The sequence below is a fragment of the Georgenia sp. SUBG003 genome (assembly GCF_000715355.2).
In the GTDB taxonomy this organism is placed as follows: Bacteria; Actinomycetota; Actinomycetes; order Actinomycetales; family Actinomycetaceae; genus Georgenia.
Window position 1 is genome coordinate 3274760 of record NZ_CP180204.1, and the last position, 19463, is coordinate 3294222.

A 19463-nucleotide genomic window follows, 5' to 3' on the forward strand; every position below is an offset into this window, starting at 1 on the left:
GCGTCGAGCGTCGTCGTCACGTCGCCGCCTTCAGCCGTCAGTTGCCCAGCGCGGCGTCGACCTCGGCCGCCGCCGCGTCCATCGCCTGCTGCGGGGTGGCCTGACCGAAGACCAGACTCTCGATGTGCTTCTGCAGCGCCTGGCTCGCCGCGTCACCGCCGACGACGGTCGGGAACGGGGTGGCGTCCGGCAGGCCGTCGACGTACGTCTTCAGGAACGGGTCGGACAGCGCGTCCTGGTGGGCGTCGATATCGGAGGTGCGCGAGGGCAGGATGCCCATGCCGACGAGGATGTCGCCCATCGCGGAGGAGCCGTTCTCGCCCGAGTCCGGGCCGTTGAGCCAGCTGAGGAACTTCCACGAGGCCTCCTGGGCCGCCTCGTCGGCGTTCGCGTTGACCATGCTGAGCCAGGAGTACGAGATCGACGACGACGCGTCGCCGTCCGGGCCGACCGGGATCGGCGCAGTCGCCACGTCGGCGTAGGCGTCGCCCATCGTCTCCTTCAGAGAACCCTGCCACCAGTTCGCCATGACGATCATCGCGGTCTTCCCGCCGGCGAAGTTGTCGAGGTAGGGGCCGGTGGTGTTGGCGTTGGCCGCGCTCGCCGCGGGGTCGATCGATCCGTCGTCGAGCATCTGCTGGTAGAGGTCCGCGACGGCGACCACACGGTCGTCGGTCAGCGCCGCCTTCCCGCTGTCGTCGAGCAGGTGACCGCCGTTGGAGGCGGCAAGCGAGAGGAACGGGTGCACGGCGCCCGAGGCCCAGTTCGTGATCACCCCGAACCCGTGCTGCCCCTTCGCCTCGTCGGTCAGCGCCCGGGCGTCGGACCGCAGCTCCTCGAAGGTCGTGGGCGGACCGTCGAGCCCCGCCTCCTCGAACAGGCGCGTGTTGTAGTTCAGCGCGTACAGGTCGATCTCGTTCGGGAAGCCGTACACCTGGTCCTCCGCGCTCGACGCGGAGACCACGTTCTCGGCCCAGGCGTCCCGCACCCCCTCGGCGACGCCGGCCGGGGCCGGTGCGGCGACGCCGTCCCGGACCAGCTCCGGCAGCCAGGCGTCGTAGATGCTGGCCATCGTCGGTCCGCCGGCGGAGCCGCCCTGGGTGCGCAGCGTGCTGAGCAGGTTCGCGAACGGGACCGCCTGCACGCTCACGGTGATGCCCGGCTCGTCCTGGGAGAACCTCGCCGCCGCGTCCTCGAGCTGCGCGACCTGCTCCGGGCCCCAGTGGGTGAGGAAGGTGATCTGCTGCGGCTCGCCGCCCCCTCCGGCGGTCGGACCACCGGTGGGCGACGTCTCGTCCCTGCCCCCCGAGGAGCACGCGGCGAGGGTGAGGGCGAGCGCGGCCGCGACCGCTGTCAGAGCGCTGCGCCCGGACCGGATCCGGTTGACGTTCATCTGCGTCTCCTTCGACGGCGTCGCGGCATCGGCGTCGTTGCCTCGTCCACCGCGACAATGGTCTTAATGTTGTAACAAAGTCCGCGGCACCCGGAGCGTTTTCGACGCGCAGTCCGGTCTGTCCCTCCGTCGGGGCACGCGCGTAGCATCGAAGGGACCTCGACGAGGAGTCGCCATGGCCGCCTCCGACGCCCGGCCCCGCCGGCCCGACGACGACGGCAGGGCGCCCCGGCGGGAGGAGGCGGCCCGGATGCGATCCCCAGCCGGGATCGTGCGGATCTACCTGGTGCTTCTGCTGGGCAACACCCTGGCGGCATCGCTGATCTGGGGGATCAACACAATCTTCCTGCTGGACGCCGGGCTGACGAACCTCGAGGCGTTCGCCGCCAACGCGTTCTTCACCCTCGGCATGGTGCTGTTCGAGGTGCCCACCGGCGTGGTGGCGGACACGATCGGCCGCCGGGCCTCGTACCTCCTCGGCACCGTGACGCTGAGCCTGACCACGCTGATCTACGTCCTCCTGTGGTACCAGCACGCCCCGTTCTGGCAGTGGGCGATCTCCTCGGTGCTCATCGGGCTGGGCTTCACCTTCTTCTCGGGCGCCGTCGAGGCGTGGCTGGTCGACGCGCTCGGCGCGGTCGGCTACACCGGTGAGATGGAGCCCGTCTTCGGGCGTGGCCAGGTGGTCTCCGGGGCCGCCATGCTGGTGGGGTCCCTGGCCGGCGGGTACATCGCGGCGCAGACCAACCTCGGCGTCCCCTTCCTGGTCCGGGGAGGGATCCTCCTGGCCATGTTCGTCGTCGCCCTGTGGCTCATGCACGATCTCGGCTTCACCCCCCCGCCGGGCACGGCACCCGTGGCGGGAGATGACGCGCGTGCTGCGCGAGTCCGTCGACCACGGGTGGCGCCGGCCCGCCGTGAAGTGGCTCATGCTCGAGGCGTTCTTCACCGGCGGCGTGGGGTTCTACGTCTTCTACGCCCTCCAGCCCTACCTGCTCGAGCTCTACGGAGACCCGGAGGCCTACCAGATCGCGGGCCTGGTGGCGGCCATCGTCGCCGGAGCCCAGATCCTCGGCGGTCTGGCCGCACCCTGGATCCGGCGGCTCTTCCGCCGCCGTACCTCGGCGCTGATCGCGACGACGGTCGGCAGCGCCGCCGCGCTGGTGGCGATCGGGGGGCTCACCAGCTTCTTCGCCGCCATCGCGCTCATCGTCGTCTGGGCGCTGCTGTACGCCGCGGAGCTGCCGATCCGGCAGGCGTACCTCAACGGGCTGATCCCCTCGCAGCAGCGCGCCACCATCCTGTCCTTCGACTCCCTGGTCGGCTCGGCCGGCGGGGTCTGGTCGCAGCCCCTGCTGGGCCGGTCCGCCGACCTGTGGGGCTACGGCGGCTCGTTCGCGCTCAGTGCCGGCATCACCGTGCTCGCGCTGCCGTTCCTGGCGCTCTCGCGGCGCCAGCGGGCACCTGCCGACGTCCGGGTCTCCCCCCGCCGGCGCCGAGCCGCCGGCGCAGCCGCCCGAGACGGGGGCCGACCGGCGCCCGCGGGGGCGGCCACCTGAGGGTCCGCCGCCGAGGCGGGCGCGGGGGACGCGCCGTCGTCGTCGGCAAGGCCTCCTTCGTCGCCGGCGAGACGACCGGGGTGCGGGACGTGCCGCTCGAGCCCGGGCAGACCGGCGTCCACGTGGGCGTGGGGGGACGGTACGCGGGCGTCGTCGCGCTCGCCGACGAGGTCCGGGCGGAGACGGCGGAGACGCTGGCCGGCCTGCACCGATCCGGCGTCCGGACCACGATGATGCTGACCGGCGACGCCGAGCCGACCGCGCGCCACATCGCCACGGAGATCGGCATCGACGACGTGCGCGCCGGCCTGCTTCCCGAGCACAAGGTGGAGGCCGTCCGGAAGGCCGCCGCCCGCCCGGTGATGATGGTGGGCGACGGCGTCAACGACGCCCCGGTCCTCGCCGTCGCCGACGTCGGGGTCGCCATGGGGGCGAAGGGCTCGACGGCGGCCAGCGAGTCGGCGGACGTCGTCGTCATGCTCGACGACCTCTACCGGACCGTGCGGGCGGTGCAGATCGGCCGGCGCACGATGCGGGTGGCCTGGCAGGCCATCGGGATCGGCGTCGGCTTCTCCGTGGCCCTCATGCTCGTGGCGGCGGCCGGGCTGCTGCCGGCGATCGTCGGGGCGTGGATGCAGGAGGTCGTGGACCTCACCTGCATCCTGTGGGCCCTGCTCGCCTCGCGCCCGGGCCGCGAGGAGCGGGCGGACCACGCCCGCGTGGAGGCGGTGGTGCGGGTCGGGCGCGAGCGGACCACGCCGGTCAGCGGGCGGGCGCTCGCGCGCCAGTAGCCCGGCTGCCGGCCGGGTGACCGTGCCCGTCGCCGCCGCGCCGACCTTCCACCGTGCGCAGGACGTGGACCGGCACGAGGGAGGAGCGGGCGGCGCTCGCGTAGCGTGGGCCCCGTGATCGACGAGCTGACCGCCGCCAACCAGGACTACCTCAAGGTCATCTGGTCGGCCCAGGAGTGGTCCGACGACCCGGTCACCACCACGCTGCTGGCCCGGCGGATGGGCTTCTCGCCGTCGACCGTGTCCGAGGCGGTCAAGAAGCTCACCGCCCAGGGGCTGCTGACCCACGCGCGCTACGGCGCGATCGAGCTGACGGAGGCCGGCCGGCAGGCGGCGCTCGCCGTCGTGCGCCGGCACCGCCTCCTCGAGACCTTCCTCGTGGCAGAGCTCGGCTACGGCTGGGACGAGGTCCACGACGAGGCCGAGATTCTCGAGCATGCCGTGTCCGACCGGCTGGTCGACGCCCTCGAGGCGCGGCTCGGGCACCCCGACCGCGACCCGCACGGCGACCCGATCCCCACCCGGGAGGGGGCCGTGCCGAGCCCGCCGGCCAGCCAGCTCCACCTCGTGCCCGGCGGGGCGCGCGTGCGGGTGGCCCGCATCTCCGACACCGACCCGCAGGTGCTCCGCTACTTCGACGACCTCGGGGTGGCGCTGGACACCGAGCTGCACGTCGTGGACCGCCGCGAGTTCGCCGGCACCCTCACCATCGAGGTCGGAGACCACCCCGGGCCCGTCGAGGTGGGGCTGACGGCGGCGGAGGCGGTCTGGGTGGTGCGCTCCTGAGGTCAGCGCTCGCGGCCGGTGAAGGTCTCCATCGAGCGGTGCACCCCGAAGGCCGAGGCGAGGGCGTCCCACGCCCGTGAGGGCAGCAGCCCCCGCGCGGCCCGGGCGACGTGGACCGTCGGCGGGGTGACGATGTGCGCGCGTCCGGCCAGCATCGCCCGCCACGCCTGGTCCACGGCCCGCTCGGGGGTGAGCACCGGGGTCAGCCGCACCGGGCGGGTCCCGGAGAACATCCCGGTGTCCACGTACGACGGGCTGAACGTGGTCACGACGACGTGGTCGTGGCCCGCCTGCGCCAGCTCCAGCCGCAGCGTGTCGGACCACGTCAGCAGGGCGGCCTTGGAGGCCGCGTAGACCGACATGCGCGGGTTGGGGACGAGACCCGCGGCCGAGGCGACGTTGAGGACGCGCTTGGCCCGTCCGCCGTCGTCGATCATCGCGGGGAGGAGGTGCCCCACCAGGCGCATCGGCGCGAGGGTGTTGACCCGCAGGGTGCGGGTGGTGTCCTCGGCGGTGAGGTTCCAGAAGAAGTCGTTGCCCGTGATCACGCCGGCGTTGTTGACGAGCACGTCGGGAACGAGGCCGTCGTCGAGGAGCCGGGCGGCGGCGTCGTCGAGGCGGGCTGGGTCGGTGAGGTCGACGACGTCGGTGCGGACCTCGGTCCCCGGGCGGGAGAGGTCCGCCGCGGTGGCATCGAGGGCGTCGGTGTCACGGCCCCACAGCACGACGACGGCGGCGCCCTCGTCGGCGGCGCGCTGGGCGAAGAGGCGGCCCATGCCTCGGGTGGCGCCGGTGATCAGGACGCGGGCGCCGTGGACGGAACGGCTCACGGGTTCTCCTCGGGGTCGGGCTGCCCATCCTCGCAGGTCGGTGGCCTGGATCGGGACGCCGGTCCGTGGTCGTCCGCCTCGCGGAGCGCGGCCGCCAGGAACCGGTAGGCCACTCCTGCGCGAGGGCCCGCGTCCCGCGGACCACGATGGGCACGTCCCTGGCCGGCGCTCAGATCCAGCTCGCCAGCCACATGTGCCAGCGCCAGAAGTCGTACGAGACCGTCTGCCCGGTCCAGATGGGCCACCAGAACGCGGCCGCGAGGACCGCCAGGCCGACGACGACGCCCAGGACCGCCCAGGACCGGCGGCTGAGCTCGACCGACCCGTCGTGCGTGAGGAGAAGGGCGAGCGTCGACGGCGCGGGGGAGGAGGTGGCCGCGACGTCGGGTGTGGTCCCGTCCGGCGTCGTGCCGTTCGCCCAGGCCGCCTCCGCCGTCGCCGCGTCGTCGGCGGCACGAGCATCGGCGCGGTCCGCTCCGCGCAACGGCCTGGGCGGGCGCACCAGGCCAGTGACCAATCCCAGGACGTAGACGAGACAGAGGACGACGAACGGCACGAAGGCGACCGCGTAGAACGTGAAGATCGTGCGGTGCGCGTACGCGAACCACGGCAGGTACATGGCGGCGTACCCGGCGAGGACCGCCCACGCACGCCAGTCCCGCCCGCGCACGGCGACGTACACCAGCACGACCAGAGCGAGCGCGGCGAGCCACCAGACGATCGGGTTGCCGACCGAGGTGATCGCCTCCACGCACCGCTGCGCACCGCACGCCTCGGGCGGCGGGGCGGGGTCGGGCCAGTAGAAGGAGGTCGGCCGCCACTGGATGAGCCATCCGACCGGGTGCGCGGCGTAGGCGTGCTCGGGCGTGAGGTTGTTGTGGAAGTCCCACATCACGAGGTGGTACTCCCACCAGGAGTTCAGGGAGTCCGGCAGCCACGAGCGTGGCACGGCGGCACCGCTCGCCCGCAGGTCCGCCGCCCACTGCCGCCGGTAGGCGTCCGGGTGCGTGAACCAGGAGAACCACGTCGCGACGTAGGTCAGGGCCGCCGTCGGGACGAGCGCGACGAAGGCCGGGAGCCCGCCGCGCAGCGCCCCGTCCACGAGCCAGGAGCGGGCCCCGACGGCCCGGCGGGCGCAGGTGTCCCAGACGAACACCATGACGCCGAAGACGGCGACGGCGTAGATGCCCGACCACTTCACGCCGCACGCCAGGCCCAGGGCGACGCCCGGCGCCCACCAGCCACCAGCGGGGCCCGACCCTCGGGGCCAGGCGTTCCGTCAGCGTCGCGCGGCCGCCCGCGCCGCCCGCCACGTCGTCGGCCAGGAGCTTCGCGGTCCGGCGGGCGAGGACCGCCCGCGTGGACTCGCGGTCCCTCAGGACGAACCAGAACCCGACCAGCACCCAGAACATGAGGAAGACGTCGAGCAGCGAGGTACGCGACTCGGTCAGGTGCATCCCGTCGATCGCGAGGAGCAGCCCGGCCGCCGTGCCCAGCAGGACGGAGCCGAACATGCGGACCGCGATCCGGGCGAGGAGGAGGACGGAGATCGCCCCGACGACGGCGGCCGCGAACCGCCAGCCGGCACCGTTGTCGGCCCCGAAGAGCCGCAGCCCGACGGCGATCATCCACTTGCCGACGGACGGGTGGACGACGTAGTCCGCCTCGGTGGAGAGGGCCGAGTTGTCGCCCTGGGCGAAGCGGCCGTCGGAGTCCTCGGCCCACTCGCCCTCGTACCCGAGCGTGAGCATGGAGAACGCCTGCTTGACGTAGTAGGTCTCGTCGAAGATCAGGCGCGACGGGTGGTTGAGGTTGACCAGCCGCATCACCGCGGCAAGCGCAGTGACCAGGAGCGGCCCGAGCCATCCCCACAGCCGCACGGTCGGGTCGAGTCTTGCGCCGAGGGAGCGCAGGCCGAGCCGGGCCCGGAGGTCGTCCTCGATCTCGACGTCGGACCTCGGGTCCTGGCGGGGTGCGTCGAGCGGGGCGGCCGAGCGTCGTTCGCGGAACCCGCGGCGCATGACCGACCGCGCGAGCTCGCGCCGGGCGCCGTCGCTGAGGTGCTCGGTCTCGTGGCGCGCGGGACGGCCCCGGCCCGCGCGGCGACGAGGGGGCGAGCGGGACCGGCAGCCCGGCGGAGCCGGACCCGTTCCCGCTCCAGGCCGCCGTCGCCCATCCGGAGTGGGGCGACGGGGTGGTCATGCGGCACGAGGAGGACAGGATCACGATCTTCTTCGAGCGCGAGGGGTACAAGACGCTGTCGCGCGACCTCATCGCCGAGCACGACCTGCTGCACCGGACGACCTGAGCGGCTCCCGCACCGGACGACCTGAGCGTCGGCTGGACCCGCCGACCGGCGCGGACAGGACCGACTGTGCCGCGGCCGGCGTCCGTCAGTAGTGCACGCGGTCCTCGTAGGCCTCCCACGCCTCGAACGGGGCGGTGGCGTTGCCCGGCCGCAGCTCGATCAGGGGCATCCGGTCGCGCTCGTCGTGGTTGCTGACGTACTTGTGGAACTCCGCGTCGTCGAACCCGACGCGCGCGGCGTCGTGCCGGTCCGCGGCGTAGTACACCGCGTCGATCCGCGCCCACAGCGCCGCGCTCAGGCACATCGGGCACGGCTCGCAGCTGCTGTACAGGGTGGCACCGGTCAGGTCCGCCGAGCCGGTGCCGCGGCACGCCGTCCTGATCGCCACCACCTCGGCGTGGGCCGTCGGGTCGAGCGTCGAGGTCACGCGGTTGGTCCCCTCGAACCTGCGGCCGTCCGCCGTGACGACGACGGCGGCGAACGGCCCGCCCTCCGAGGCCACGTTGGCGGTGGCCAGCTCGACGGCGCGGGCCAGGTGCGCAGCTGCCTGCTCAGGGTCTCGCATCGGACGTCCTCCTCGTCGGGGCCGCAGGGACCGGGAGCGTCGCTGCTCCGTCGCGCACGTACCGCGCCCCGTGGACCCGTGCGTGGCGGAACCTTCCCGAAGATCCCCGCCCGTGTCGAACCGACAGGCCGCTCACCGGCGGGCGGACCGTCGTGGCGGCGACGACGACGCGGGCCCGGCTCTGCTCCATCTGCGTATCCTGCCGCCCGCCGGGGGCGGCGTCACGGCTTCCGGCAGCGCCTGCCGGCGGGGGCGCCTCGGAGGCGGACGGAGCCGGGCCGGGTCAGGATGACGGCGTGCGCCGTACCCTTCCCGCCCCCGCCGCCGAGGCCTTCGCGCTTCTCGCCGACCTTCGCGGGCACCACCGCTGGATCCCGCTGACCACCACCGACGCCCCGCCCCCGCCCGCCCGGCGCGGTGACGTGCTGACCGCCGTGACCGCCGGGTTCTTCCGCGACCGGATGCAGGTCGAGGACGTCCGCCACCCCGACGGCGACCGGCACGACGGCGAGCTCCGCGTGCGCAAGCTCGGACCCGTGATCCTCGGCGACGTGCGGATCACGGTCACGCCGGCCGGGCCCGGGACGTGCGTGGCGGACTGGCAGGAGGACGTGTGGCTGCGCGGTCCGCTACCCCGCGGCCTGACCCGCCTGGTCCTGAGCCCGGTGCTCGAGGCGATGACGGCGCTCGCGCTGCAGAGGGTCGCGCGGCACCTCACCACCGCTGCCGACTGACTGCTACCGGCGGATCGTCGTGGCTGAGGCGGTCCCCTTCAGCCTCTCGCTGGCTGGGCGGTGCACGGCACGGTGGTCGCGGATGCGAACCTGGGACCTGTGGATCAGGCATGACGGAACCGGCCGTGTGGATCGCCGACATGTCGGCCCGCATGACCGGCCACCATCAGGCACATGTCTTCAGAGAACACACCGCTGCGACTGCGTCGGAGCGACATGACCTTTTCGGCGTCTTCCAGCCAGGCGCGACCGCGGACAGCTCAGCGCTCGCCAGTACACCCATACCCGAGCCTGCGCACCAGGTTCATTCCCCTCTCGCACCGGTGGCGGCCGTGCCGCCGCCGGATCAGGTGTGAGCAGCTGACCACCGGCGCAAGCGGGACTGGCACGGATCGCTCGCAGCTGGAAGTTGCGAAAATGGTCACGCTCATCGCGCCGACGCACCGCGCCGACCCCTCCGCGCCGACGCACCGCGCTGCCCGCTCCGCACCGACGCACCGCGCTGCCCGCTCCGCACCGACGCACCGCGCTGCCCGCTCCGCACCGACGCACCGCAAGACAGGACGCCGGCATGGCCCCGATCGCTGACCCTTTCGAACCTCCGAACCTCATCGAGGAAGGGCTCGCCGCGGTTGTCGCGGCCAACATCAGATACGAGGCCGCCCGGCGGGGCCTGGCCCAGAAGGACGTCGCGCAGATCGTGCGGATCTCACGCTCGGCAGTGTCCCTTCGCTACACCGGCAGGGCTCCGTGGACACTGGACGAGGTCGGCCGCCTCGCGCGGACGCTGGGGATCCGGCCCGGAGAGCTGACGAGACCACCGCCGCCTCCGGTGCGGCCTGCCTGGTGAGTTCCGACCGCTCGTCCGGGGTGCGGGCCCTCTCGGCCCGGGACGCAGGTCCTGTGCGGGAGCAGTCCGGATTGCGCCATGATGCCCGTAACGCCAGGTGTACGTGCCTGCCCGGTCCGAGGAAGGACTCCCGCATGACCATCGTCGTCGGTTACACCACCAAGCCCGAGGGCAAGGCCGCCCTGCAACGAGCGCTCGCGGAGGCCCGGGCGCACGACGAGGACGTCGTCGTCCTGAACGTCTCCGACGGAGACGGTGTCCGCGACCCGTTGCTCGCCAGCGAGGACGAGCTCGACGACGTGCGGCGGACCCTTGCCGAGGCAGGGGTCGACGGCGTCGTCCGTCAGCTCGTGCGGGGCAAGGACGCCGCCGACGAGATCGGCGCGGTCGCCGAGGAGGTCGACGCGAGCCTCGTGGTGATCGGACTTCGCAGGCGCACCCCCGTGGGCAAGCTCGTCCTCGGCAGCAACTCGCAGAAGATCCTGCTCAACACCCCCCGCGCCGGTCCTGGCCGTCAAGGCCTGAGGGGCAGCGGCCCCGGCCGCCGGCCAGCGGCCCCGGAGCCGCGGGCTCCCCCGGGACGCCGGCGGCCCGGCCCCCGGTGTTGCCAGCACCACGGGCGCGGCAGGGGCCCGGGAACGCCTGACGGGCCGACGGCGGAGTCTGTCTCCGCCGTCGGCCCGTCTGCGTTTCTGCTCGGGACCGGGTCGTGGTGTGGCCGGGTCCGGACGCGTCGCGGTCCGCCCGACAGGTTCCCGGACCGAGAGCCGTCAGACGCGGCTCGCCACGAGAGCCGGGGCCGCGCCGTCGTCGGCCCTGGTGCCGGCGGTCTCGAGCTCGGTCTCGTCCTCGTCGTCGTCCTCGAAGAGGTCCTCGGCGTCGGCGGAGGCGTACTGGTCGAGGTCGAGGATGTTCTCCCGCTTCGCCACGATCACCGGCACGAGCACCTGGCCCGCGACGTTGGTCGCGGTGCGGCCCATGTCCAGGATCGGGTCGATGGCGAGGAGCAGGCCGACGCCCTCGAGGGGCAGGCCCAGGGTGGACAGCGTGAGGGTCAGCATGACCGTGGCGCCGGTCAGGCCGGCGGTGGCGGCGGAGCCGACCACGGAGACGAACGCGATCAGGAGGTAGTCGGTGACCCCCAGGTCCACCCCGAAGAACTGCGCGACGAAGATCGCGGCGACGGCCGGGTAGATCGCGGCGCAACCGTCCATCTTCGTGGTCGCGCCCAGCGGCACCGCGAAGGACGCGTACGCGCGCGGCACACCGAGGTTGCGGTGGGTCACCCGCTCGGTGACGGGCAGGGTGCCGATCGAGGAGCGGGAGACGAACGCGAGCTGGATGGCGGGCCAGGCGCCACGGAAGTACCGGCCGACGGACAGGCCGTGGGTCTTGAGCAGCACCGGGTAGAGCACGAACATCACGAGCGCCAGGCCGGCGTAGATCGCGAGCGCGAAGGTGCCCAGGTTCGTCAGCGAGCTCCAGCCGTAGGTGGCGATCGCGCGGCCGACGAGACCCAGCGTGCCCAGCGGGGCGAGGCGGATGATCCACCACAGGACGGTCTGGATGACGTTGAGCAGCGACTTGTTGAAGGCCAGGAACGGCTCCGCCTTCTTGCCCGACCTCAGCGCCGCGATCCCGACGGCGAGGGCGATGACGATGATCTGCAGCACGTTGAAGCTGACGCCGGTGGTGACGCCGACGATCGCGCCGTCGTCGCCGGTGTCCAGGGTGGAGGACGCACCGAGGCCGAGGAAGTTGGCCGGGATCAGACCCTGGAGGAAGTCGAGCCAGGTGCCCGTGCGGCCCGGCGCGGCGGCGTCCCCCGCGTCCACGGCGGTGTTCGAGCCCGGCTGGAGCAGCAGGCCCAGGCCGATGCCGATGGCGACGGAGACGAGAGCGGTGATCGCGAACCACAGCAGCGTCTGCCCGGCCAGGCGGGCGCCGTTGGCGACGCCGCGCAGGTTCGCGATCGAGGCGACGATGGCGGTGAACACCAGTGGCGGCACGACGGCCTTGAGCAGGTTGACGAACGAGCCGCCGATGGTGCTCAGCGTGACGGTGAGCCAGTTGTCCTCGCCGGCCGGCGTCTGGCCGATCTCGAGGGCGGCCCACCCGGCGAGCACGCCGAGCGCGAGGCCGAGCAGGATCTGGGTGCTGAACGACGGCAGGCGGAGCCGGCGCCTGGGCGCGGTCGCCGTCGGGGACGGGGTGGAGGACACGGGCGTGACCTTTCGGTTCAGGTGAGTCCGGGCGCGCGGTGGGCGCACGGAAGAGGACGCCGCGCGAGGGCGTGGCGGCAGAACGGGACCGGTGAGGCCGGCGAGAGGGCCGGGCTCAGCGGGTGGAGGCGCACGCAGGCGCCGGGAGCGGTACGGAGGGCGCGGGGACGGTCACGCGCCGGTCGGTGAGCTCGCGGTCAGCGAGCGGTCAGCGACAACAGCAGGCCGCGGACGCACACACCATGCTCGCCTGACGACAGAGGTCGACGGCGTAGCGCACGGTGAGGTTCCACGGGTTCAGCACGAACACTCCTGAAAAGGGACACGGGCCGCAAGAATGCTGGCCGGCGCCCACCGTAACGCACACCCGCCGGCCTGCGAAGGGGTTGCGGCCGAATTGTGACCCGCGTCGCGGCAATCTCCTTCCCAACCGACTCCGGTGGCCCTACCGTCAGCAGCATCATCGGTACGAGGGAGGAACCGTTGCTCGAGCACGCCGATGTCCCGCGCACCACGTCCCGCGCCGCCAGGCCCGGGGTGACCGGCCAGAGCGCCCTGGCGCCCAACTACCACCCGCTGGACGTGGTCCTCGTCTCCGGCGAGGGGTCGTGGGTCACCGACGTCGACGGCCGCCGCTACCTGGACTGCCTGGCCGGCTACTCCGCGCTGAACTTCGGGCACCGCCACCCCGCGCTCGTGGCCGCCGCCCAGGAGCAGCTGGACACTCTCACCCTGACCTCCCGCGCGTTCCGCCACGACCTGCTCGAGCCGTTCGCCCGGGCCGTCACGTCGCTGACCGGCACGGAGATGCTGCTGCCGATGAACACGGGCGCGGAGGCCGTCGAGACCGCGGTGAAGACGTCCCGCAGGTGGGGCTACGACGTCAAGGGCGTCCCGGACGGCACGGCGAGCATCGTCGTCGCCTCGGGCGGCTTCCACGGCCGCACGACCACCATCGTCTCGATGAGCGACGACCCGGAGATGCACGACGGGTTCGGCCCCTACACGCCCGGCTTCCGGATCGTGCCCTTCGGCGACGCCGACGCCGTGGCGGAGGCGGTCGACGACACGACCGTCGCGGTGCTGGTCGAGCCGGTCCAGGGCGAGTCGGGCGTGATCATCCCGCCCACCGACTACCTCCCCCGCCTGCGGCAGCTGTGCGACGAGCGGGACGTGCTGCTGGTGCTGGACGAGGTCCAGTCCGGCCTGGGACGCACGGGCACCACGCTGGCGCAGGACCTCGCCGGCGTGCGCGCCGACCTCACCACGCTCGGCAAGGCGCTCGGCGGCGGCATCCTGCCCGTCTCGGCCGTCGTCGGACGCCGTGACGTGCTCGGCGTCCTGACCCCAGGCACCCACGGGTCGACGTTCGGCGGCAACCCGCTCGCGTGCGCCGTCGGCATCGCGGTGGTGGACCTGCTCGTGCCCGGCACGCTCCAGGCGCGGGCGGCGACGCTCGGCGCGGAGCTGCGCACGCGCGTGGACGCCCTCGTGGACGAGGGCCTGCTGGCATCGGCGCGGACGGTGGGGCTGTGGGCGGGGCTCGACGTCGAGCCCTCGCTGGGGCTCAGCGGGCGGGAGACGTGCGAGCTGCTCGCGACGCACGGGGTCCTCGCGAAGGACACCCACGGCTCGACGATCCGTCTCGCTCCCCCGCTCACGATCGAGCGCGAGGATCTCGACCTCGCCCTCGACATCCTCACGAAGGTGCTGCGCGACCGTCGTGGGGCCGTCGGGGCGTAGCTGACTGCGGACGCGCGACGGCAGCCTGATATTCGGTCGACGCGCGGAGCCGGTGCCTGACACGCTCTGCGCCATGAAGAAGAACTCCTGAAGCCGGCCGGCGCTCCGGCGTCGGCAGCGACTGCCCGCTCAGGCGGTGACGGCACACGCGGCACGGCCAGACCCCGGCCCGTGGCCCGGGCCCAGAATCTCAGGAGGTACCCCTTGGAACCGCTTCTGCACGCCTTCACGCTCAACAGCCTCGGCCACGGCCTCGCCGGCATCGCCGAGCAGCCGCACCGCCCGCTGACGGACCTGCGGCGCCGCCGGGCCACGCCGGCCCGTCAGCCGGTCCCCCCGCAGGCGCCGCCACGGCGGCCGGCGGTCCCGCTGCGCCAGCCGAGGCGGTAGCTTTCCGCCGCCGCTCCGTCGTCGGCCGCGACGCCCTCGCACCCGTCCAGGTGCGAGGGCGCCGCAGCGTCGACCCATATCCGACGCCCGCGGTCCAAGGCGAGCTCCGACACGGGATCTGCACATGGGGAGTTCTCCCCATGGCGGTCTCCGGGACACCCGGGTAGACATGGAGACACAGCGGGCGCAGGGGGCGTCCGGTGGACGACGTCTCGGGCGTCGACCCGGGAGGGGGCCTCGTTGGGGGTCAAAGCTTTGCGGCTGCACGACATCACGGGCCCCCTCCTCCTGTCTGTCGACCTTGCCTCGTGGCAGGTCATGCTCGGGGCTCTCGACAGCGCGCCCGAGCTCGCGCTTCCTACCGCCTTCACGGCCGACCGCGGTGCCCGCCTGGGCACCGCCGAGCGCGTCGCCGCCTGGGAGCGGCTCGCCGCCCAGGGCCTGGCCGTCTCCGTTCCCGTCGACGGAGCAGGCTCTCCCGAGCACCTGCTGCCGGCCGTCGTCGGCGGACTGTCGCTCTTGGGCCGGCCGGGGGGTGCGCGCCCGCATCAGCGCGGTGCACGGCCCGACGGCGGTGACCGAGGTGGTCGCCTGGGACGGGTCGCGCGCCGTCGGGCTGGCCCGCCGCCGCAGGTCGACGGACGACGGCGACACTGCCACCCCCGGTCGACGAGGCGGCCGTGGAGCTGTCGTTCCTGCAGTCCGAGCACCTTCTCGCGCACCTCATGCGCGCGGTGCCCGCCGCGCCGTCCGGCGAGCGGTACTGGCCCGGCCCGCCGGTGCCGGTTCCCTGGCCCCGCTCCGTGGCCCTGGTCCGGGCCCTGCGCGAGGGCCGGCAGGACCTCGCCCACCACCTCACCGACCTGCCGGAGGAGGCCTTCGCGACGCTGGGCGCCGCGGCCCGCAGCCTCACCGGCGCCGTCGACGTCACGGTCCTGGGCACCGAGCACCGCACGGCCCCGTACCGCAGCGCCTGGCTCTGGACGGCGGAGGAGATCCTCCGGCTGACCGAGGCGGCCAACGACGCCGTGACCCTCCAGCTCAGCGGCCGTCGCGCCCTGCGGACCGAGCTTCTCGGCGCCCTCACGACGCTCGCGCGCGAGCAGGCCGGCCGGACGGCCGACGTCGAGTGAGCTCGTTGACGGTCTCCGGCGGCGGAGGCTCCCTTGACGCGCGGACGACGGACATGCGTGCCCAGGCCCGGGTGCTCGAGGACCTCGCCGAGGACGTGCGCGGCCTCGCGGCCCGGGTCGGCGCGGTCCCGCTCGATCCCGCCGTCCTCGCCTCGGGCCTCTACGCCCCCGCCGGGCTCGCCCGCGTCGAGGCGTCCGCCGTCGCCGCCCAGCTCCCGCCCGAGGGACTCACCTGGCTCGCGCTCGAGTACGAGGCGACCGCCTGCTACCTGCGCGGAGCCGCCGACGCCTACGACGCCGTCGAGGACGCGCTGGCGCAGGCCGCCGGCGGGACGTCGCCGGCGAAGCGGCGCAGCGTCTTCCGGTCGTCGGACGCGAGGACCAGCGTGCCTGCGCCGTCCTCGAGCACCAGGGGCAGGAGGTCCTCGACCCACTGCGTCGCCGGCCCGGTGAGGAAGCGCCGGGGGGTTGCGGTGAACGGCCGGCGATGTTGACGATGCGGCGGATCTCCCGCGGGTCGCGGCCCGCCCGCGCAGCGGCGTCGTCCACGACGGCGTTCCCGGCACGGAGGGCGGGGAGTCCGGCGACGCCGCCCGGCACGACCCAGCCGTCGGCGACGGCGGCGACCAGCCGCAGCATGCGGGGCCGGCCGCCGCCGATCCACACCGGGATGTCGTGCGCGGGGGCGGGTCCGGCGCTGGCGCCGTCGAGGCGGTGGTGCTCGCCCGGCAGGTGGAGCGGGGAGGGCCCGGCGGACCAGATCGCCCGGATGACGTCGACGGCCTCCGCGAGCGCGCCGACCGACCCGCCGGGCGTGAGGCGGTCGGCGCCCATGGACTCCATCGCCTCCCGGAAGTGCCCGGTTCCCAGCGCGAGCGAGACGCGGCCGTCGGTCAGGAGGTCCAGGCTCGCCGCGGCGCGTGCCACGACGGCGGGCGGCCGCATCACGACGTTGAGCACGTTCGGGGCGAGCTGGATGCGCTCGGTGCGCCCGGCGACCCAGCTCAGCAGGGTCCAGGTGTCGAGGAGACGCGGCTGGTGGGGGTGGTCCTGGAACGTGACGACGTCGTAGCCGAGGTTCTCGCTGAGAACGGCCAGCTCGACGGACGCCTGCGGGTCGGCGCTGCTCGGGGTGATGAACGTGCCGAGCCGGAGGGGGTGACCGTAGTCCAAGGCTCTCCTCGGGAGCAGGGGGGGTACGACGGTGCGCGCGGCCGCGCGGGGGCCGGAGCGTCGTCGGTCAGGGCCCGGGCAGGGTCGCCGCCGGGCCGGGGGCGGCGGACACGGAGGCCGGCGAGGTGCCGGGATGGCCGCGCTCGGACGCGACCAGCTCCCGCACGGCGGGCGCGATCTCCTGGCCGAGGAGGGCGAGCGTGCCCTCGTCGTCGCCCATGAGGATGTAGCCCGAGACCCCGTGCTCCAGGGTCAGGGTGGCGAGCTGGTCGACCCACTGCCGCGGCGGCCCGACGAGGAACCGGTCGGACGGCTGGGAGGTGAGCTGGCCGCCGACGTTGAGCAGGCGGCGCACGGCGCGGGGGTCCCGCCCGGCGCGTTCCGCCGCCTCGTCGATGACGGCGTTGCCGTCCGCCAGCGCGGTGACGGAGCGCAGGTAGGGCAACGAGGGGAGCCACCCGTCGGCCTTGCGGCCGACGAGGCGGAGCATCCGGGGCCCGAGCGCGCCGAGCCAGATGGGGATGTCGTGGGCCGGGGCCGGCCCGCGCTTGGCGCCGTCGAGCCGGTGGAAGGTGCCGTCGACCACCAGCCGGTCGCGCGTGCTGGTGTCCCAGATGCCGCGGACGACGTCGATCGCCTCGCTCGTGGCGGCGACGGCCTGCCCGGGGGTGAGCCGCCGGCCGCCCATGGCCTCGATGGCGTCCCAGAACGAGCCGGCCCCCAGGGCGAGCTCGAGGCGGCCGCCGCTGAGGAGGTCGAGGCTTGCCGCGGCCCGCGCGAGGACGGCCGGCGGGCGCAGGGGCAGGTTCACGACGTTGGCCGAGAGGTGGATCCGCTGCGTGCGTGCGGCCGCGTAGCTCATCAGCGTCCACGTGTCGAGGAACGCGGGCTGGTACGGGTGGTCCTGGAAGGTGGCGAGGTCCAGCCCCGCTGCCTCCGAGGCCTGAGCCAGCGCGACGACCCGCTGGGGTGCCGCGCTGCTGGGGGTGATGAACGACCCGAAGAGCAGGTCGTGCCCGTAGTCCGTCATGGCAGGGTCAATGCCCGGCGGACCGGCCGATATTCCGCCCTCCCTCGACGCGCGAGACGTCATCTTCTCCGCGAGAGGTCATCTTCTCCGCGAGTCTCGCGGAGAAGATGACGTCTCGCGGCGGGAGGACTCGCGGCGGGAGGACTCGCGGCGGGAGGACTCGCGGCGGGAGGAGGCGGGTGGTCAGGGGCGCGGGACGTTGCGCAGGTTCGACCGCGCCATCGCCATGACCTCGCCCATGCCGCCGCCGAGGATCTGCTTGGTCATCGCCGTCGCGAAGCCGCGGATCATGCCGGAGGTGATGGACGGCGGGATCGACAGCGCGTTGGGGTCGGTGACGACCTCGATCAGCGCCGGTCCGGGGCGGCGAAGCCCGTCCTTCAGCGCCTTGCGCAGGTCCTTCGGATCCTCCACCCGCACGGCCGGGATCCCCAGGGCGAGCGCGACGTTGCGGTAGTCCACGTCGGGAGAGTCGGTGCCGTAGGAGGGCAGCCCCTCGACCAGCATCTCGAGCTTGACCATGCCGAGGGTGTCGTTGTTGAAGACGACGACCTTGACCGGCAGGTCGTAGTTGCGCACGGTGATGAGCTCGCCCAGGAGCATGGACAGTCCGCCGTCGCCGGCGAGCGCGACGACCTGGCGGGACGGCTCCGCCATCGCGGCGCCGATCGCGTGCGGCAGCGCGTTGGCCATCGAGCCGTGCAGGAAGGAGCCGATCACCCGGCGCCGGCCGTTGGGCGTGATGTAGCGGGCCGCCCACACGTTGTTCATGCCGGTGTCGACGGTGAAGACCGCGTTGTCGGCGGCCGCCTCGTCCAGGAGGACCGCCGCGTACTCCGGGTGGATCGGCCTCGTCCTCTCCACGTTCCTCGTGTACGCGCCGACCACCTTGCCCATGAGGTCGGCGTGCTTCTTCGTCATCTGGCGTACGAATTTCCGGTCCGTCTTGCGGCGGACCATCGGGTTGAGCAGGCGCAGCGTCTCGCCGACGTCACCGTGCACGGGCAGGTCCAGCCGGGTGCGCCGTCCCAGGTGCGAGGCGTCGATGTCGATCTGGGCGGTGGGCACGCCCGCGGGCAGGAACGAGTCGTACGGGAAGTCGGTGCCCACGAGGACCAGCAGGTCGGCGTCGTCCATGGCGGACTGGCAGGCCCCGTAGCCCAGCAGGCCGGACATACCGACGTCGAAGCGGTTGTCGTACTGGATGATCTCCTTGCCGCGCAGCGAGTGCCCCACGGGCGCGGCGGCGAGGTCGGCCAGCTCGAGGACCTCCTCGCGGGCGCCGCGGGCGCCGGCTCCGACGAACAGCGTCACCTTCCTCGCCCGGTTCACGGCCTCGGCGAGCGCCCTGACGTCGTCGAGGTTCGGGACCAGGCGCGCGGGGGCAGGCGCCGGGGGACGAGGATGGGGGGCGTCGTCGTCGGGCACCTCCTCGTCCGCGACGTCGCCCGGCAGGGTGAGCACCGCGACGCCGGGGGGCGGTCAGCGCGTGCTGGATCGCGGTGCGGGTCACGCGCGGGATCTGCGTGCTGCTGGAGATCATCTCCGAGTACACCGAGGCCTCGGTGAAGAGCCGGTCCGGGTGGGTCTCCTGGAAGAACTGCGTGCCGATCTGGGTGCTCGGGATGTGCGAGGCGATGGCGAGCACGGGCACCCGCGAGCGGTTCGCGTCGTACAGCCCGTTGATGAGGTGGAGGTTGCCCGGCCCGCACGAGCCCGCGCACGCGGTCAGCTTCCCGGTGACCTCCGCCTCGGCGGCCGCGGCGAACGCCGCCGACTCCTCGTGCCGGACGTGGACCCAGTCGATCCCGGGGGTGCGCCGGACGGCGTCGACCACGGGGTTGAGCGAGTCGCCGACGATGCCGTAGAGGCGCTCGACGCCGGCGGCGACCAGCTGGTTGACGAGGAACTCGGCGACGGAGCGGGCCACGACGGCCTCCTGAGGGGATCGCTGGA

Annotated in this window: 16 protein-coding genes and 4 pseudogenes; 11 read left to right on the top strand and 9 right to left on the bottom strand. The window is 73.6% G+C overall.

Annotated features, from left to right (window positions below):
* Positions 1 to 37 precede the first annotated feature (37 nt).
* Positions 38 to 1393 (bottom strand): extracellular solute-binding protein, encoded by a 1356-nt coding sequence (locus DA06_RS16970; protein ID WP_418605532.1) that lies wholly within the window; start codon positions 1391 to 1393, stop codon positions 38 to 40.
* 250 nt (positions 1394 to 1643) lie between these two features.
* Between DA06_RS16970 and DA06_RS16975 the strand changes: the two are divergent.
* The 4 genes and pseudogenes from DA06_RS16975 to DA06_RS16990 all read left to right on the top strand — a co-directional run.
* Positions 1644 to 2246, top strand: a pseudogene (locus tag DA06_RS16975) (MFS transporter); the annotation flags it as partial.
* A 22-nt stretch (positions 2247 to 2268) separates the two neighbouring features.
* Entirely contained in the window at positions 2269 to 2952 is a 684-nt protein-coding gene (locus tag DA06_RS16980) for an MFS transporter (RefSeq protein ID WP_418608072.1), read from the top strand.
* Positions 2949 to 3743 (top strand): HAD-IC family P-type ATPase, encoded by a 795-nt coding sequence (locus DA06_RS16985; RefSeq protein ID WP_418608074.1) that lies wholly within the window; start codon positions 2949 to 2951, stop codon positions 3741 to 3743. The genes DA06_RS16980 and DA06_RS16985 overlap by 4 nt, the downstream gene beginning before the upstream one ends.
* Before the next feature lie 114 nt (positions 3744 to 3857).
* Entirely contained in the window at positions 3858 to 4529 is a 672-nt protein-coding gene (locus tag DA06_RS16990) for a metal-dependent transcriptional regulator (protein ID WP_418605534.1), read from the top strand.
* Positions 4530 to 4531: 2 nt separating this feature from the next.
* On the opposite strand, the gene DA06_RS16995 is transcribed toward DA06_RS16990, so the two are convergent.
* The 3 genes and pseudogenes from DA06_RS16995 to DA06_RS17005 form a co-directional block, all read right to left on the bottom strand.
* Positions 4532 to 5359, bottom strand: a complete 828-nt coding sequence (locus tag DA06_RS16995) for an SDR family NAD(P)-dependent oxidoreductase (protein ID WP_043502262.1) — start codon at positions 5357 to 5359, stop codon at positions 4532 to 4534.
* Positions 5360 to 5528: 169 nt separating this feature from the next.
* Complete coding sequence (locus DA06_RS17000; RefSeq protein WP_052436890.1) at positions 5529 to 6560, bottom strand: hypothetical protein; 1032 nt, start codon at positions 6558 to 6560, stop codon at positions 5529 to 5531.
* 223 nt (positions 6561 to 6783) lie between these two features.
* Positions 6784 to 7380 (bottom strand): annotated as a pseudogene (locus tag DA06_RS17005) (glycosyltransferase family 39 protein); the annotation flags it as partial.
* A gap of 179 nt (positions 7381 to 7559) precedes the next feature.
* Here DA06_RS17005 and DA06_RS17010 point away from each other — a divergent pair.
* On the top strand, positions 7560 to 7667 hold the full coding sequence (locus DA06_RS17010) for a hypothetical protein (protein WP_418605535.1): 108 nt from the start codon (positions 7560 to 7562) through the stop codon (positions 7665 to 7667).
* 85 nt (positions 7668 to 7752) lie between these two features.
* Here the strand turns inward: DA06_RS17010 and DA06_RS17015 are convergent, their stop codons facing one another.
* Positions 7753 to 8232, bottom strand: coding sequence for a nucleoside deaminase (locus DA06_RS17015; protein WP_043502274.1), 480 nt, complete (start codon positions 8230 to 8232; stop codon positions 7753 to 7755).
* Positions 8233 to 8528: 296 nt separating this feature from the next.
* Between DA06_RS17015 and DA06_RS17020 the strand changes: the two genes are divergently transcribed.
* From DA06_RS17020 to DA06_RS17030, 3 genes and pseudogenes are all read left to right on the top strand, one after another.
* Positions 8529 to 8966, top strand: a complete 438-nt coding sequence (locus DA06_RS17020) for an SRPBCC family protein (RefSeq protein WP_043502275.1) — start codon at positions 8529 to 8531, stop codon at positions 8964 to 8966.
* A 571-nt stretch (positions 8967 to 9537) separates the two neighbouring features.
* Positions 9538 to 9816 (top strand): helix-turn-helix domain-containing protein, encoded by a 279-nt coding sequence (locus DA06_RS17025; RefSeq protein WP_052436892.1) that lies wholly within the window; start codon positions 9538 to 9540, stop codon positions 9814 to 9816.
* A 134-nt stretch (positions 9817 to 9950) separates the two neighbouring features.
* Positions 9951 to 10253: pseudogene (locus DA06_RS17030) on the top strand (universal stress protein); the annotation flags it as partial.
* Positions 10254 to 10586: 333 nt separating this feature from the next.
* On the opposite strand, the gene DA06_RS17035 reads toward DA06_RS17030, so the two are convergent.
* Complete coding sequence (locus DA06_RS17035) at positions 10587 to 12038, bottom strand: dicarboxylate/amino acid:cation symporter (protein ID WP_418605537.1); 1452 nt, start codon at positions 12036 to 12038, stop codon at positions 10587 to 10589.
* Positions 12039 to 12575: 537 nt separating this feature from the next.
* Between DA06_RS17035 and rocD the strand changes: the two genes are divergently transcribed.
* From rocD to DA06_RS17050, 3 genes are all read left to right on the top strand, one after another.
* Positions 12576 to 13781: an ornithine--oxo-acid transaminase gene (gene rocD, locus DA06_RS17040; protein ID WP_043502289.1), complete on the top strand. Its 1206-nt coding sequence runs from the start codon at positions 12576 to 12578 to the stop codon at positions 13779 to 13781.
* 204 nt (positions 13782 to 13985) lie between these two features.
* Positions 13986 to 14171 carry a hypothetical protein gene (locus tag DA06_RS17045; RefSeq protein ID WP_043502277.1) on the top strand — a complete coding sequence of 62 codons (186 nt, stop codon included), beginning with the start codon at positions 13986 to 13988 and terminating at the stop codon, positions 14169 to 14171.
* A 680-nt stretch (positions 14172 to 14851) separates the two neighbouring features.
* A complete protein-coding gene (locus tag DA06_RS17050) occupies positions 14852 to 15304 on the top strand; it encodes a hypothetical protein (RefSeq protein WP_043502282.1) in 453 nt (150 codons plus the stop codon).
* A gap of 228 nt (positions 15305 to 15532) precedes the next feature.
* Here the strand turns inward: DA06_RS17050 and DA06_RS17055 are convergent, their stop codons facing one another.
* From DA06_RS17055 to DA06_RS17065, 3 genes and pseudogenes are all read right to left on the bottom strand, one after another.
* A complete protein-coding gene (locus DA06_RS17055) occupies positions 15533 to 16477 on the bottom strand; it encodes an LLM class flavin-dependent oxidoreductase (protein WP_418605539.1) in 945 nt (314 codons plus the stop codon).
* A gap of 67 nt (positions 16478 to 16544) precedes the next feature.
* Positions 16545 to 17507, bottom strand: coding sequence for an LLM class flavin-dependent oxidoreductase (locus tag DA06_RS17060; protein WP_052436893.1), 963 nt, complete (start codon positions 17505 to 17507; stop codon positions 16545 to 16547).
* A gap of 183 nt (positions 17508 to 17690) precedes the next feature.
* A pseudogene (locus tag DA06_RS17065) lies at positions 17691 to 19437 on the bottom strand (pyruvate dehydrogenase).
* Between the last annotated feature and the right edge of the window lie 26 nt (positions 19438 to 19463).